Annotated in this window: 14 protein-coding genes; 5 read left to right on the forward strand and 9 right to left on the reverse strand. The window is 64.4% G+C overall.

All coding sequences use genetic code 11. The features are described 5' to 3' along the window. The first annotated feature begins 20 nt into the window (after positions 1-20). Positions 21-1,289, forward strand: a complete 1,269-nt coding sequence (locus ABI582_RS06910) for a carbohydrate porin (RefSeq protein WP_016499341.1) — start codon at positions 21-23, stop codon at positions 1,287-1,289. A 75-nt stretch (positions 1,290-1,364) separates the two neighbouring features. Here the strand turns inward: ABI582_RS06910 and argE are convergent, their stop codons facing one another. Beyond that, positions 1,365-2,531: an acetylornithine deacetylase gene (gene argE, locus ABI582_RS06915; RefSeq protein ID WP_442118761.1), complete on the reverse strand. Its 1,167-nt coding sequence runs from the start codon at positions 2,529-2,531 to the stop codon at positions 1,365-1,367. Further along, positions 2,524-3,201: a DUF1028 domain-containing protein gene (locus tag ABI582_RS06920; RefSeq protein ID WP_442118762.1), complete on the reverse strand. Its 678-nt coding sequence runs from the start codon at positions 3,199-3,201 to the stop codon at positions 2,524-2,526. Before ABI582_RS06920 ends, argE begins: the two co-directional genes overlap by 8 nt. Here ABI582_RS06920 and ABI582_RS06925 point away from each other — a divergent pair. From ABI582_RS06925 to ABI582_RS06935, 3 genes are all read left to right on the forward strand, one after another. Then, positions 3,200-3,490 carry a hypothetical protein gene (locus ABI582_RS06925; RefSeq protein WP_442118763.1) on the forward strand — a complete coding sequence of 97 codons (291 nt, stop codon included), beginning with the start codon at positions 3,200-3,202 and terminating at the stop codon, positions 3,488-3,490. The genes ABI582_RS06920 and ABI582_RS06925 overlap by 2 nt on opposite strands. A gap of 240 nt (positions 3,491-3,730) precedes the next feature. Continuing rightward, positions 3,731-5,050, forward strand: a complete 1,320-nt coding sequence (locus ABI582_RS06930; protein WP_442118764.1) for a flavin-containing monooxygenase — start codon at positions 3,731-3,733, stop codon at positions 5,048-5,050. After that, the gene (locus tag ABI582_RS06935; RefSeq protein ID WP_016499337.1) at positions 5,050-5,466 is read left to right on the forward strand and encodes a RidA family protein; all 417 of its coding nucleotides are present in this window, start codon (positions 5,050-5,052) and stop codon (positions 5,464-5,466) included. The genes ABI582_RS06930 and ABI582_RS06935 overlap by 1 nt, the downstream gene beginning before the upstream one ends. On the opposite strand, the gene ABI582_RS06940 is transcribed toward ABI582_RS06935, so the two are convergent. The 4 genes from ABI582_RS06940 to ABI582_RS06955 are packed head-to-tail and all read right to left on the reverse strand — an operon-like array spanning position 5,457 to position 9,238. Continuing rightward, positions 5,457-6,287 carry a sugar phosphate isomerase/epimerase family protein gene (locus ABI582_RS06940; protein ID WP_442118765.1) on the reverse strand — a complete coding sequence of 277 codons (831 nt, stop codon included), beginning with the start codon at positions 6,285-6,287 and terminating at the stop codon, positions 5,457-5,459. The two genes, ABI582_RS06935 and ABI582_RS06940, sit on opposite strands and share 10 nt — an antisense overlap. Beyond that, on the reverse strand, positions 6,284-7,024 hold the full coding sequence (locus tag ABI582_RS06945) for an SDR family NAD(P)-dependent oxidoreductase (RefSeq protein ID WP_442118766.1): 741 nt from the start codon (positions 7,022-7,024) through the stop codon (positions 6,284-6,286). Before ABI582_RS06945 ends, ABI582_RS06940 begins: the two co-directional genes overlap by 4 nt. Further along, complete coding sequence (locus ABI582_RS06950; RefSeq protein WP_442118767.1) at positions 7,021-8,370, reverse strand: MFS transporter; 1,350 nt, start codon at positions 8,368-8,370, stop codon at positions 7,021-7,023. The genes ABI582_RS06945 and ABI582_RS06950 overlap by 4 nt, the downstream gene beginning before the upstream one ends. Positions 8,371-8,410: 40 nt before the next feature. Then, entirely contained in the window at positions 8,411-9,238 is an 828-nt protein-coding gene (locus tag ABI582_RS06955; protein WP_442118768.1) for an amidohydrolase family protein, read from the reverse strand. Positions 9,239-9,387: 149 nt separating this feature from the next. Between ABI582_RS06955 and ABI582_RS06960 the strand changes: the two genes are divergently transcribed. Continuing rightward, positions 9,388-10,326 carry a LysR family transcriptional regulator gene (locus ABI582_RS06960; RefSeq protein WP_442118769.1) on the forward strand — a complete coding sequence of 313 codons (939 nt, stop codon included), beginning with the start codon at positions 9,388-9,390 and terminating at the stop codon, positions 10,324-10,326. Positions 10,327-10,362: 36 nt separating this feature from the next. Here ABI582_RS06960 and ABI582_RS06965 read toward each other — a convergent pair whose 3' ends face one another. The 3 genes from ABI582_RS06965 to ABI582_RS06975 all read right to left on the reverse strand — a co-directional run bounded on the left by ABI582_RS06965 (position 10,363) and on the right by ABI582_RS06975 (position 14,303). Then, the gene (locus ABI582_RS06965; protein WP_442118770.1) at positions 10,363-12,768 is read right to left on the reverse strand and encodes a TonB-dependent siderophore receptor; all 2,406 of its coding nucleotides are present in this window, start codon (positions 12,766-12,768) and stop codon (positions 10,363-10,365) included. Positions 12,769-12,834: 66 nt separating this feature from the next. Further along, positions 12,835-13,794, reverse strand: coding sequence for a FecR domain-containing protein (locus ABI582_RS06970; protein WP_442118771.1), 960 nt, complete (start codon positions 13,792-13,794; stop codon positions 12,835-12,837). After that, a complete protein-coding gene (locus ABI582_RS06975; RefSeq protein WP_063424624.1) occupies positions 13,791-14,303 on the reverse strand; it encodes a sigma-70 family RNA polymerase sigma factor in 513 nt (170 codons plus the stop codon). The genes ABI582_RS06970 and ABI582_RS06975 overlap by 4 nt, the downstream gene beginning before the upstream one ends. Positions 14,304-14,353 lie beyond the last annotated feature (50 nt).

Genomic DNA, 14,353 nt, shown 5'->3' on the forward strand with positions numbered 1-14,353 from the left:
TAACAACCCGAGACACAGCAATGCCATCCGCAATTCGCATTACCCCTACCCTGCTGCTGGCCTTGGCCAGCACCACTGCCCTGGCCGACGGCGACCTGATGACCCGTAGCACCCTGACCGGTGACTGGGGCGGCCTGCGTCACCAGCTTGAAGACGACGGCGTGAAGTTCACCGGCGACTACAGCGGCGAAACCGCCTATAACGCCCACGGCGGCCTGCACCGCTCGGCGCGCTATTCGCAGAACCTGAAGCTGGGCGTGCAGTTCGACCTGTCGAAACTGTATGGCCTGGACAACGGCGGCAAGGTCCAGCTGACCATCAACGACCGCCGCGGCAACAGTGCCTCGGAAGACCTGGTAGGCAACCGCCTGCCAATCCAGGAGAACTTCGGTGGCCTGTACACCCGCCTGACCGAGCTGAGCTACGAGCGCACCCTGTTCACCCCGGCGCTCAACGTCAAGCTGGGCTACATGGCCATGGGTAACGACCTGGGCGGCCTGGACAGCGGCATCCTGTGCAACTTCATGAACGCCGGCTTCTGCGGCCACCCGCTGAACATGTCCGGTGGCAGCGGCTGGACCAACTACCCCAACGCTCACCTGGGCGTGCGGGTGAAGTACGACCTGTCGCCTGCCTGGCAATTGCGCGTGGCGGCGTTCAACGTCGACCCCGAAAGCAATGGCAACTCCAGCCGCGCCTGGCACCTGGGCCCCAAGCACACCACCGGCACCGTGGTGCCGGTGGAGCTGGTGTACAAGCTGCAGGGTGAACTGCCCGGCGAGTACAAGCTGGGCTACTACTACGACAGCTCCGACGTGAAACGCATCGGCAGCGATGACGAAGTATCCGGCCGCGGCGGCCACTACCTGCTGATCGACCAGGCAGTATGGAACGACCAAAGCTCGCCAGGCCGCAGCCTGCATGCCTTCGGCCAGTACTCGGCATCCAGCAAGGCCGCCTCGCCGTTCACCAAGTGGTATGGCGCCGGTGTGGTGCTGTACAAGCCGTTCGAAGGCCGCCCGAAAGATACGGTGGCGCTGGGTTACGGCCGTGCTGTGCCCAACCCGCGTAGCCGCGATGTGCTGGAAGACGCCGCCTTCAACGCTGGCCAACAGTTCCCCGACATCGACAGCGCCGAGCAGTTGATCGAACTGAGCTATGGCTACCAGGCGACGCCATGGTTGAACCTGCGCCCGGATGTGCAGTACATCATCGAGCCTGGGGCGTTCTCGGGGAAGAAGATCGACAACGCGTTGGTGGTTGGCCTGCAGGTCAAGGCCAGCTTCTAACCTGAAGCAGACACCGACCCGTGAAGGAGCGGCCCATCGTGACACAAGGCCGCTCCTGCATACGCTCTTACCCTGTCAGACTGGAGCCTGCCGCAGGTAATCCACCAACCTCAGCAGCATGGCATCACACCCCCGTAACTGCTCGACACTGACGAATTCATCCGGCTTGTGCCCCTGGTCCATGCTGCCAGGCCCACACACCACGGTCGGGATCCCTGCCTGGTCGAACAAGCCGCCTTCGGTACCAAACGCCACCGTACCGAATTCATCCGTGCCACTGAGCAACGCCACCAGCCGCGCAGCCTCGCTGTCTGCCGATGTCGCCAGCCCTGGGTAGGCACTCAACGGTTGCAGGCGAATGTCACTGGCGGCATTGACCTTGCGCATACGCGGCAGCAGCTCGGCCTCTGCATAAGTCTGCAACTGGTCGGCCACTGCCTGTGCCTCGAACCCTGGCAGCGCGCGCACTTCGAAATCGAACTCACACTCTGCCGGCACGATATTCAGTGCCCTGCCCCCTTTGATCACCCCGGTCTGCACCGTGGAGAACGGTGGGTCGAAGCGCACGTCGTGATGCACCGGCAATGCCAGCGCGTCACCGATGTCACCCAACTTGCCGATCAGCTTCGCCGCATACTCGATGGCATTCACCCCATACGGTGCATACGCCGAATGGCAGGCCGCGCCATGCACGTGGCAACGCACCGCCAGCTTGCCTTTGTGCCCCAGCACCGGCTTCAGTTCGGTGGGTTCGCCAATCAGGCACAGGCGTGGCTTGTGCGGGCGCTGTTCGAGCGCGGCCAGCATCGAGCGCACACCCAGGCAACCCACTTCCTCGTCATAAGAGAACGCCAAGTGCACCGGCATTTGCAGCGGCTGGGCAAGGAACGCGGGCACGGCGGCCAGCACCGAAGCGATGAAGCCTTTCATGTCGGCCGTGCCGCGGCCATACAGGCGCCCGTCACGTTCGCTCAGGGCAAACGGCTCGACGGTCCAGGCCTGGCCGTCCACCGGCACCACATCGGTGTGCCCCGACAGCACCACGCCGCCAGCCCCCTGCGGGCCGATGGTGGCGAACAGGTTGGCTTTGGTGCCTTCGGGGTTATGGAACAGTTCGCTTTCCACCCCCTGCTCGGCCAGGTAATCACGGATAAAGCCGATCAGCTCAAGGTTGGAGTCCCGGCTGACCGTTGCAAAGCCGACCAGCCGGGCCAGCAGCGCGCGGCTGGCAAAATCACTCATCGCCCGGCACCCCGTAACTGGGCGCGGCCGTCGGGTTCAGGGCGCGGGTAACGTAATCCTGCATCTGCGGGCGGTACGCCTGCCACAGGCCATCGAGCACACCGATCGGGTCGGTATCGGCCCAGTCCACGCGCAGGTCCACCAATGGCCAGGTCAGCTCGCCAGCGATCTTCAACGCTGCCGAGTGCACCGGCCCGGCTTCGCCACCTGCAGCCATCGCCGCATGCATGGCAGCCAGCAAGCGGTCGGCCAGGTGCCCGCCGGCCTGTTCAAAGGCCACAACCATCGCTTCGATCACCTGGGTCGAGGACAACAGGTTACCCGCCGCCGCGCATTGCTCACCGGCCACGGCATTGTGCGTGCCCAAAGCCTCGCGCCCTGTAAACAGCGCGACCTGGCCATGGCTGTCGATCACCGTGACCTGGCGGTATTCGCTCCAGCCATTGGTATTCAGCACCCGGTCCAGCGCAGCGGCGGGCGGCAACTGGCCCTGCTCCAGGGCATCGAGAATCTGCGGGCCCAGCGCCGGCAAGGTAATGTTCTGGGTGGAAACAGCGCCAACACCCGCACGTACCCAGGGGCAACGGGCGCCCACGGCGATGCTCGACGAACTGATGGCGATGCCGACCTGGCCGGTTTCCTGGCAGCGGCCAATGATGGAGAAGGTCATGGTAATGCTCCTGTTGTCCTGTGCGATGCAGGGCATTCTGGGCGTAACCTTCTACCCCACGAAACCAACATTTTCCGAGGGGTTAGGCAGGAAAAAACTTTGCTGTGGCAGAGATCGCGCGCCGCCCGCGCGGCGCTTCGCAGCACAAGGCTGCTCCTACATTTGTTTCGGGCCAATTGATCCTGAGGTCGAGGCGCGCGGCCCTTTGGTGTTCACCTCAATGTCGTGTCGAGTAAACAAGGCGGGCGCGCGCGTTGGTGCAGGCATCATTGGCCTGAAACAAATGTAGGAGCAGCCTTGTGCTGCGAAGCGCCGCGCGGGCGGCGCTCGATTTCTGCACCACCCCATAAACCAAGACATGCACTGCGCCAACACACACTACACGCTACAAAATCCAAGGCCTTCGCCGTTTTATCGGCAAGCACCAGCTAAATACTATTTTCGCCATTCGTGCAGCATCCCTAGTCTGGCTCCAGGCAACGGTCCTCCAAACCGACCTTACAAAAACCGCCTGAACAAGGGCTCGGACATGACACTGAACAACCTCGAAATCGACACACTCGTCGTCGGCGCCGGCCAGGCCGGCGTGGCCATGAGCGAACACCTGAACAAGCTTGGCGTGCCGCACCTGGTGCTTGAGCGCAACCGCATCGCCGAGGCCTGGCGCACCGGCCGCTGGGACTCGCTGGTGGCCAACGGCCCGGTCTGGCACGACCGCTTCCCAGGCCTGGAATTCAACCTCGACGCCGACGCCTTCGCGGGCAAGGACCAAGTGGCCGACTACTTCGAGCAGTACGTACGCAAGTACAACCTGCCAGTGCGCACCGGCATCGAAGTGAAGCGCGTGGTGCGCAACAGCGACCGCCCTGGCTTCACCATCGAAACCAATGAAGGGGTGATTCGCGCAAACCGTGTGGTGGCTGCCACCGGCCCGTTCCAGAAGCCGGTGATCCCGGCCATCGCGCCGAAAGACAGCAACCTGCACCAGATCCACTCCGCCGCCTACTTCAACCCCGAGCAGTTGCCTGAGGGCGCAGTGCTGGTGGTGGGCGCAGGCTCCTCCGGGGTGCAGATTGCCGAAGAACTGATGCGCGCAGGCCGCCAGGTGTACCTGTCGGTCGGTACCCACGACCGCCCGCCACGGGCCTACCGCAACCGCGACTTCTGCTGGTGGCTGGGTGTGCTGGGTGAGTGGGACGCAGAAATCGCCAAGCCCGGTCGCGAGCACGTCACCATCGCCGTCAGCGGCGCCCGTGGCGGCCACACCGTGGACTTCCGTGCCCTCGCCCATCAAGGCATGACCCTGGTCGGCCTTACCCAGTCGTTCGAGAACGGCGTGGCGCGCTTCCAGGACAACCTGGTCGAGAACATCAACCGCGGCGATGAAAACTACCTGGCCCTGCTGGATGCCGCCGATGCCTACATCGAAAGCAACGGCCTGGACCTGCCGGAAGAACCCGAAGCCCGCATTCGCCTGGCCGACCCGGCCTGCATGAGCAACCCGCTGCGCGAACTGGACCTGGCCAAGGCCGGCGTTACCAGCATCATCTGGGCCACCGGGTACGGCGTGGACTTCAGCTGGCTGCAGGTGGACACCTTCGATGCCAACGGCAAGCCCCAGCACCAGCGCGGCGTTGCCCGCGAACCTGGCGTGTACTTCCTTGGCCTGCCGTGGTTGTCGCGCCGTGGTTCGTCGTTCATCTGGGGCGTGTGGCACGACGCCAAGCACGTCGCCGGCCACATCGCCACGCAACGCACCTACCTGGCCTACCGCGACCGCGAACAGCGCGAGGCGGATGAGCAGCAAACCAACACGATCAGCAACGTCAGCACCCTCGGAGCCCACTGATGCCTACCCATACTCGCATCCGCATGTTCAACACCAAGGAAACCTACCCCAACCAGACCCTGGACAACGACCTGTGCCAGGCCGTGCGGGCCGGTAACACCATCTATGTGCGCGGCCAGGTCGGTACCGACTTCGAAGGCAAGCTGGTGGGCCTGGGTAACCCCCAGGCGCAGACCGAACAGGCGATGAAGAACGTCAAGCAACTGCTTGAAGAAGCGGGCTCGGACCTGTCGCACATCGTCAAGACCACCACCTACATCACCGACCCACGCTTCCGCGAGCCGGTGTACAAGGAAGTGGGCAAGTGGCTGAAGGGCGTATTCCCGATCTCCACGGGGCTGGTGGTCGCCGGGTTGGCCCAGGCCGAGTGGCTGATGGAGATCGACGTGATCGCCGTGGTACCGGATCAGCAGTGACCGGCAACCTGCACAGCGGGTGACACAGGTCGCCTGCCGTGCAGCCAGGCGTGGGTTACCTGTGCCGCCGCTTGCAGCCGCTGCTCGGCGGGCAAGCCGGCGCACGGCACCTCCACACTGATCTCCACGTCCCCCGGCAACGCCGCCAGCAACGTTGCCAGCGGCAGCTGCCCTTCGCCCGGCAGCAAGCGGCCCTCGCGCGCTTCCGCGATGATCAGCGCCTCTGCAGGCGCCAGCATCGGTGCATCACACAGTTGCACCGCACGCAGCAAATGCGGGTCGACTGCGCCGATGTCGGCCACCTGGCCACCGGAGCGGAACAGGTGCAAGGCATCGACCAGCACGCCACTGTTGGCCTGCCCCGCCCCCGTCACCACCGTGCAAGCCTGTTGCAAAGTCGCCACCGGCCGCCAGCGCATGAACTCCAGGTCCACGCGCAGGCCATAGCCACGCGCCATCTCACACAGCGCTGCAAAGTTGCCGGTCAGCCGCGCAACATCCTCATCGTCGCCGGACACTGTCAGGCTCACCGCCCCCAGCTCGGCACCTGCAGCCAACAGCGCCTGGTAATCAGCCACCCGGGTTTGCGCCGTCAGCGACACGAACTCGATGTCCGTCACCCGCACGCCTTCCCCAGCCAGCACCGCGCGCAGCTCACGCATTGCCTGGCTACCGGCCGCAACCGGGTAGGCCAGTGCACCCGCCATCACCGGGTGCAGGCGCAGCCCCACCGCACTGAAGCCGGCGTGGCGCGCCTCGCGTACCAGCCTCGCCGGCGCCAGTTGCAGCGCCGTCAGGTGCGCAACGCCCAGGCCAGTCAATAGGTCGCCCTCCCACCACTGAGGTCGAAGACAAAGCCGGTGGTAAAGCTGCACTCGGGCCCGGCAATCCAGCTGACCATATTGGCGATCTCCTCGGCCTTGAGGAAGCGCCCCATGGGGATCTTGGCCTTGCTCGCGGCAATATGCTCCGCTGTCATCTCGGCCATCAGCGGCGTCTCGACCATGGCCGGTGCCACGCAGTTGAGCAGCACACCGTCCTGGGCCAGCTCCTTGGCCGCTGCCTTGGTGAAGGCGATGACCCCGGCCTTGGCGGCCGAGTAGCCCGAGATGTACTGCACGCCATCCTTGCCGGCCATGGAGGCGATATTGACGATGCGCCCGTAGCCACGTTCACGCATGTGCGGGATGGCGGTGCGGCAGCAATAGAACACGCCGTTCAGGTCGATGGCGATGACCTTGTCCCAGGCCTCTGGCGGGTACTCCCACGACGCCACCACCGGGCCGTTGATGCCGGCATTGTTGACCAGGATCTGCACCTGCCCCAGGCGCCCCAGCGTCTCGGCAAAAGCCGCCTCCACCGAGGCCAGCGACGACACATCGACCGCCTGGCGCAGCACCGGCTCAAAGCCGTTTTCCACGCTGTCCCAGCCGTCGACAGCGAGGTCCCAGATCACCACCTGGGCGCCGGCGGCATGCAGGCGCTGGGCGATCGCCAGGCCGATGCCACGCATGCCACCGGTCACGATTGCGGTCTGGCCTTGCAGGTACTGGCTCATTGGTTAGCTCCATTTTCTTCAGAAGGAATTTCCGGCAAGCGACGCAAGTCGCTGACCATGAACAGGTAGCACAGCGCCCCCAGCACGGTGATCGACGACACGAACGCCAGGGCCCAGACGAACGAGCCGGTCAGCGAAACGATGATGCCGATGGTCAGGGGTGTAACGATGCCCGCCGCGTTGGCAAACAGGTTGAACAGGCCACCACTGAGGCCCAGCAAACCTTTGGGGGCGATATCGGAGACGATCATCCAGGCCAGCGCCGACATGCCCTGGGCGAAATAGGCGATGCACAGGATGGTGATGACCAGCGCGTCGGACTCGACGTAGTTGGCCAGCACGATCACCGAAGCGGTCAGCAACCCGGCGATTACCGGCAGCTTGCGCGCCACGTTCAGCGAGTAGCCACGGCGCAGCAAGGCGTCAGATAGCCAGCCGCCGACCAGGGTGCCCAGCGAAGCGGCAATGAACGGCAGCACCGCCACCCAACCGACCTTGAGCCAGGGCATATGCCGCTCGGTGACCAGGTAAGTGGGGAACCAGGTCAGGAAGAACACGTTGGTGGAGTTGCAGGCGAACTGCCCCAGGCAGATGCCCAGCATGTTGCGGTGCTTGAGCAGCGCAGGGATCTGCGACCAGCGGAACTGGGTGGCTTTCTGCCCGCCATCGACCACCCCGCCACCGGCGGCGATATAGTCGAGTTCGGCCTGGTTGGCGGTGGTCGACTCGTGCGGCTCGTGGTACTTGCGCCACCACACCAGGCCATAGAGGATACCCAGCAGGCCCACGGCCAGCAGCAGAAAGCGCCAGCCATAGGCATGCAGCACCCAGAACAGCAATGGCGTCAGGAACGCCAGCCCGGTGTACTCGGCAAAGGTGTAGATGCCGGTCGCCCTGGCCCGCTCACTCTGCGGGAACCAGGTAGCCACTACCCGGCTGTTGGTAGGGAAGCACGGTGCTTCGGTCATGCCCACCAGAAAGCGCATGCCCAGCAACGACAGAAAGCCCTGCGCCAGCCCTTGCAGGCCGGTGAACAGCGACCACAACGTTAGCGCCAGCCAGTAGGTGAGCTTGGTGCCCAGCCGGTCGATAAGGATGCCGCCCGGGATCTGCGCGGCGGCGTAGGTCCACGAGAAGGCAGAAAAGATCACCCCCATCATTGCCGCGTTCAGGCCCAGGTCGGCACTGATGCTAGGCGCGGCAATGCCCATCACGCTGCGGTCGAGGTAGTTGATCATGGTGCCGCCCGAAATCAGCGCCAGGATCATGAAGCGGGTGCGGGTGCGTTGCTGCGCGCGTGCCGGGGTGTCAAACACCCCGAGGCTGGCGTTCTGTTCAGTGTTCATGACGGTTGCTCTCTTGTTATTGGAATGGCAAAACGAGGTTCTAGGCGAACCCGAACAGACGTCGTGGGGTGTCCCACATCACTGCCTGGCGCAGCCGGGCATCCGGCATCAGGCGCTCGGCCAGTTTCAGCAGCGGGCCGTAGTCCACCCGCGAGCGCTGGCGAATGAACGGCCAATCCGAACCCCACACGCAGGCATCCGCACCGAAGGCTTCGAGCAACGCGTGCACGTAGGCACGGCTTTGCTCCAGCAACGCATCGGCCGCCGCGAACTTCTGCATGCCAGACAGCTTGACGCTGGCGCGGCCACTGTCGGCCAGTTGCAGCAAGGCCTGGAAGCCCGGTTGCTGCACGCCAGCCGCCACGTCCGGCCGGCCGCAATGGTCGATCAACAAGCGTGCACGCGAGCCCTGAAGCAGGCTACGCAGTTCAAGCAGTTGGTCTTCGCAGACCTGCACCTGGGCGAACAGGTCGAGTTCGGCAAGCTTGCCGAACAGCCCGTCTACGTCCTTGAGGCTGGCCACCCCGTAGAGCGCGGGGTTGAAAGCGATACCGACCACCCCCTGCGCCTGCAGCGCAGCCAGCGCATCGAGATGTATACCCGCCTCGACCACCGCCACACCCTTGAACCGCCCCTGCCCGGTGGCCAAGGCATGCAGCAGGCAGCGGTTGTCGGTGTGGTAGCCGCTGTTCGGGCCCACCAGCAAGGCATGTTGCACGCCGTAGGCGTCCATCACCCGGGTGAACTGTTCCTGGGTGGCGACTTCCTGGCCGGAGGGCGCATAGGGTGCGTCGGGGTGGTACGGGAAACGGGCGGGGTCAAACAAATGGTTATGGCAATCGATCTTCGGTTCGTCAAAGATGTTCACGCAACACACTCCCGGCAAGCGCCACTGCGCTGGCCTTCAGATCTTGTTATTGTGCGCCGCAAGCGCGATTTGGCTGGGTTCAAGATACTGCGTGGCCGGGTTTGACGCTCATACCCAGATGGCAAAGACCATAACCGAAGGTAATAGATATGCTGCTTGGCAACGAAGGCGCAAACGCAAGCCCAATGGTGTTCAAGCTGCGGCACATGGAAGTGTTCCGTGCAGTGATGCTGACCGGCTCGATCAGCGCGGCGGCCAAGCTGCTGTACGTATCGCAGCCAGCTGTCAGCAAGCTGATCCAGTACATCGAAGGGCGTTTGAGCTACCGCCTGTTCGAGCGCATCAACAATCGCCTGGTGCCCACGGCCGAGGCGCAGGTGCTGTTCCGCGAAGTCGAGCGGGTTTACCAGGCAGCGCTGGAGGTCAACGAATGCGCCCTGTCACTGGGCGCTGGCGGCCACCGCAAGCTGCGCATCTCGTGCAGCGCTTCGCTGTCGACGGTGGTCATCCCGATTGCCCTGGCCCAGCTCAAGCGTGAGGCGCCTTCGCTGAACATCGAGTGGCAAACCTCGCTGATGGGCGAGATGCCCAACCAGATCCTGTCGAAAAAGGTCGACCTGTCGATTGCCGCCCTGCCCGTGGTACACGATCACCTGCATTCGCAGCCCTTCATGCGCGGGCGCATGGTGGTGGTGATGCCACCCGCGCACGCATTGGCCGGGCATACCTCACTGACCTTGCAACAACTGGAAGGCCATCCGCTGCTGCTGTTCAGGCCCGACATGCCGTTTGGCAAACTGCTTGCCGAGCACATCGAGCGCCACGGCGCGCAATTGCCGTCACTGTTGTCGTTCACCAATGCCAACGAGGCTGTGGCGCTGGTCAAGCAAGGCATGGGCATCAGCGTGATCGACGAATTCGTGGCGCAGGACAGCGGCCTGGCGGTGGTGCCGCTGGCGGACGAAATTCACTTCGACATCAGCTTTGTCTATTCGCGCTTCGAGCCGCCGTCCCATGCGGCGGCGCACCTGATGCGCGTGTTGCAGGGCCAGGCGCAAAAGCTGGGCCGGGCAATTGCACCCACCTGATTCTGCAGGCCGTCCCTACAAGGGGCCGTTCTGGGCTTAAAAACCGACGGTTGCCGATAGCAGGTAGGTACGCGGCGTGGAAAGGGTCAGCCCCGGCTCACTGTCATCGGAGGCACCTGCCGAGCTCCAGTAGCGATCATCCAGCACGTTCTCGACACTGGCGCGCAAGGTAACCTCGGTAGCGTCCACCTTGAAGGCATAGCGCGCCCCCAGGTCGTAGCGCTCCCAGCCATCGATCTGCTTGCTGTTGTTCTGGTCCAGGTACTGCGAGCTGGAGTGAATGCCGCGCGCCGTCAGGGTCAGGCCATTCACCCCCGGCACGTCCCACTCGGCGCCAAGGTTGACGTTGTACTCGGGTGTGGCCGGCGCACGGTTGCCATCAACGGCGCCACCCACGGTATCGGTCAGCTCGCTGTCGATATACATCACCCCACCCAGCACCCGCACCCCTTGTACGGGTTCACCGAACACGCTCAGCTCGATACCGCGGTTGTCGCGTTTGCCATTAGGGCCGAACACCCGCGAAGTGGCGTTGGTCTCGTAGGCCGGCTGGCGAATACGGAAGGCACTGGCGGTAAAGGCGACCTGGCCCAGGTCGTACTTGGCCCCCACCTCGACCTGGCGGCTGGTGAACGGCGGGAAGATCTGGTCTTCATTGACCGAGGTCGACGGCGCGATCTTGCCCTGGCTCAGGCCTTCCATGTAGTTGGCGTACAGCGACAGCTGGTCAGTAACCTTGAGCAACACACCGCCAGAAGGCGAGACCTTTTCTTCGTCGTAGGCGGTGTCGCCCTTGACGCCGTCGCTCCAGTCATCCACCTGCACCCGCTGCCAGCGCGCCCCCAGGGTCAGCAGCAGGCGGTCATCGAAAAACCCGAGGGTGTCGGCCAGGGCGACGCCAGAAAAGCGGTTTTCCGTGTATACCTCTGGATCGATGCGGGTGGGGGTACCAGGCGTAGGCGTCGCTACCGGGTTGTAGAGGTTACTGGGCGCCGAAGCATAGCGCGCGCCGCCGTTGGTGAAGTCCATGTAGAAGTAGGTGGCGGCCAGGTTCAGCTCGTGGCTGACGGGCCCGGTGTGAAACCAGTTGCGTACACCCGCCATGGCGGTGCGCACCGTTTCATCGCGGGTAAAGTCACGCGGCTGCACGGTGAAGTCACCGGCATCGTTGGTGATGGACACGTTGTGCCGCAGGAAGTCGTGGTTGCTTTTGCGCGCGCCGACCGCGCCATAGGCCAGCAGCGACTCGCTGACGTCGTACTCGGCATGCAGTGCGCCGAAGGTGTCGTTGGTGCGCGCCTTGCTCCAGGCCTGGGCATAGTTGTGGCGTACATCGTTGGCGTCCGGCACTTTGGCGTTGGCACCGACCAGCACACGCTCTTGCGGCGCATCGGTGTCACGCTCGGTGTGGCCGAGGTCTGCCGACAAGCGCAGGCGCTCGCCACGAAAATCCAGGCCCAGCACCGCCATTTCGCGCTCGACGCGCTGGTGGTCCCATTCGGTATCGCCCGCCTGCTTCACACCGTTGAAGCGCACGCCAAACTGCTGGCCTTCGCCAAAGCGCCGGCCAACGTCCACCGCGCCGCCTGCCTGGCCAGCCGACGCATAGCTGCCGGTAAATTCGGTGATCGGCTTGTCGCCGGCCCGCTTGGGCTGCACATTGATGCCGCCGCCTACGCTGCCACGCGGCGAAATGCCGTTGATCAACTGGCTGGGGCCTTTGATGATATCGACCCGGTCGGCCATTTCCATGTCGATCGAGTAGGTCGGCAAGATGCCGTACAGGCCGTTGTACGCCACATCACTGTTGAACAGGCTGAAGCCGCGAATGGTGAACTGCTCGAAACGCCCACCCGCCGGGTTGGTGGCACGCACCGAGGGGTCGGTGGCGATGAGCTCGCCCAAGGTTCGCGCTTGCTGGTTCTTCACCAGCTCGCTGGTGTAGCTGGTGATGCTGAACGGGGTTTCCATGAAGTCGCGTGCGCCAAGCAGGCCCTGTGCACCTTGGCGCGAAACCTGCCCACCGGCATAAGGCTGTGCTTCACCGCCCGCCGCCAGGCCGCCGACAATGCTGGTGGGGGCAATTTCCAGCGCCCCGCCCGCCTGGGGCGCCGGCACCAGAGTGAAAGCGCCCTCACCCACGGGCAGCAATTGCAGGCCGCTGCCACTCAGCAGCCGCAAGAAACCTTCTTCGACACTGTAGCTACCCGACAGGCCATTGCTCTGCCGGCCCTGGACCAGTGCCGGGTCCAGCGAAAGGCTGACGCCGGCCTGGTCGGCAAACCGGGTGAGTGCGGCGCCCAGGCTGGCGGCCGGTACCTGATAGGCACGCCGCGCTGCCTCATCGGCCCAGGCGGGTGCAGACAACAACAGGCTCATGGCGAACAACGGCCGCACTGCGCGCACCAGTGGGCGCAAGCGGCAAAACATTACTGCAGGCATTGAACAAGGCTCCCCTTTAGTTTCTTCTACCGGTAATGACCGGCGAGTGAAAAAAAGGGGACAGCCTCATGCACGATTTTCTCGCCCAACCAGGCTCACCCAAAAACGCGTGCGTGCCTGTACCTGCAACGGCAGGCTGGCGGCAAGCAAGGCCAGCACCCGATCAGTATCGTCAAGGCGGAAAGTGCCGGTGACCCTGAGCTGTTCCAGTTCCGGGGCCCAGCGCAGCACACCGGGGCGGTACCGTCGCAGTTCATGCAACAGCTCGCCCAAGGGGCGGTCATCCAGGCGCAGCACGCCTTCGCGCCAGCCCAGCAGCCATTCGTCCAGGGCGGCAACCGGGCCGACGCCAGCCACCTGCAAGCTGGCCTGCTGCCCTGCCTGAAGCACCCGGGCCGCACCACGCAGGGGCTGCAGGTTGGCCAGCCCCTTGACCACTGACACCCGGCAGGCCTCATCGACCATGCGCAAACACACTTCACCCGCATTGAAGTCGCCGGCGCTGAGAGCGACCTGCCCATAAGGCACCTGAACGGCCAGGCTCAGGCTATCGGGTACCCTGAGCGCCACTTCGCCGCGCAACAGCGTCAGCCGGCGCGCGCGCAGGTCGATATCCACCGCACTGTCAGTGTTCAGCTGTACAAAGGTGCCATCGCTCAGCAGCACCTGCCGGCGCTCCCCTATCCCTGTGCGCATGTCGGCCGTCCAGGCCTCCAGCGGCAGCTCGCGGCTTGCCAGCCAGGCGGCCGGTAGCAGCGCCGCCACACCCAAGGCTTGCTTGAGTAGCGCGCGGCGGCCGGCGTCCGGGCGGTCCAGGGTGGCCATGGCCAACGCCCCGGGCAACCCGGAAAATCGCTCGCGCAGCAATGATGCCTTCTGCCAGGCGTCTTCATGCAGGCTGCTGCTCGCCCGCCACTGTGCCAGGCGCAGCAAGTCGGCCTCGCTGGCGTTGCCAGAATCGAGCAACGCCAGCCAGCGGGCGGCAGCACGCACCGCTTCGCGGATTTCGGGGGAGTGGGTGGTCATTGCAACTCGGCCAGCAGGCAATGTTCGTAAGCCTGCGCCATGTAGCGTTTGACGGAGCGCTCGCAAACGCCCAGGCGCTTGCCTATTTCGGCATAACCCAGGCCTTCGAGCTGGCTCCACAGAAAGGCTTTGCGCACCGGCGCCTTCAGGCCATCGAGCAGCTCATCCAGGGCTTGCAGGGTTTCCAGCAACACCCAGCGCTGCTCTGGCGAGGGCACGTGCTGCTCGGGCAGATGCGCCAGGGCATCAAGGTAGGCCTGCTCCAAGCTGCGCCGCTGGTGGAAGTTGCTCAGCAGCCGCTTGCCCACGGTCAGCAGGTAGGCGCGTGGCTCACGAATGTCTGCCAATGGCTGGGCACTGGTCAGTACCCGCAGGAAGGTATCCTGGCTGAGGTCGGCGGCATCCCAGGCATTGCCCAGGCGCCGGCGTAGCCAGGTTTCAAGCCAGCTGCGATGCTCCCGGTACAGGGCAGGCAGGCTAGGCTCCGGTGGCGGCGCGGCGTCGATCATGGGGATGGCCCTGCGGCGGCGTAAATAGGATTAATTCTAATTTACGTTGC

Origin of the sequence: Pseudomonas sp. SAS7, assembly GCF_052112345.1 — a bacterium.
Lineage (GTDB): Bacteria > Pseudomonadota > Gammaproteobacteria > Pseudomonadales > Pseudomonadaceae > Aquipseudomonas > Aquipseudomonas putida_Q.

What these genes read in the sequence shown, in the direction of transcription:
- ABI582_RS06960 (WP_442118769.1), top strand. Translation starts at nt 9,388, where the DNA reads ATGCTGCTTGGCAACGAAGGCGCAAACGCAAGCCCAATGGTGTTCAAG.
- ABI582_RS06970 (WP_442118771.1), bottom strand. Translation starts at nt 13,794, where the DNA reads ATGACCACCCACTCCCCCGAAATCCGCGAAGCGGTGCGTGCTGCCGCC.
- ABI582_RS06950 (WP_442118767.1), bottom strand. Translation starts at nt 8,370, where the DNA reads ATGAACACTGAACAGAACGCCAGCCTCGGGGTGTTTGACACCCCGGCA.
- ABI582_RS06965 (WP_442118770.1), bottom strand. Translation starts at nt 12,768, where the DNA reads ATGCCTGCAGTAATGTTTTGCCGCTTGCGCCCACTGGTGCGCGCAGTG.
- argE (WP_442118761.1), bottom strand. Translation starts at nt 2,531, where the DNA reads ATGAGTGATTTTGCCAGCCGCGCGCTGCTGGCCCGGCTGGTCGGCTTT.
- ABI582_RS06910 (WP_016499341.1), top strand. Translation starts at nt 21, where the DNA reads ATGCCATCCGCAATTCGCATTACCCCTACCCTGCTGCTGGCCTTGGCC.
- ABI582_RS06920 (WP_442118762.1), bottom strand. Translation starts at nt 3,201, where the DNA reads ATGACCTTCTCCATCATTGGCCGCTGCCAGGAAACCGGCCAGGTCGGC.
- ABI582_RS06935 (WP_016499337.1), top strand. Translation starts at nt 5,050, where the DNA reads ATGCCTACCCATACTCGCATCCGCATGTTCAACACCAAGGAAACCTAC.
- ABI582_RS06925 (WP_442118763.1), top strand. Translation starts at nt 3,200, where the DNA reads ATGGTAATGCTCCTGTTGTCCTGTGCGATGCAGGGCATTCTGGGCGTA.
- ABI582_RS06945 (WP_442118766.1), bottom strand. Translation starts at nt 7,024, where the DNA reads ATGAGCCAGTACCTGCAAGGCCAGACCGCAATCGTGACCGGTGGCATG.
- ABI582_RS06930 (WP_442118764.1), top strand. Translation starts at nt 3,731, where the DNA reads ATGACACTGAACAACCTCGAAATCGACACACTCGTCGTCGGCGCCGGC.
- ABI582_RS06975 (WP_063424624.1), bottom strand. Translation starts at nt 14,303, where the DNA reads ATGATCGACGCCGCGCCGCCACCGGAGCCTAGCCTGCCTGCCCTGTAC.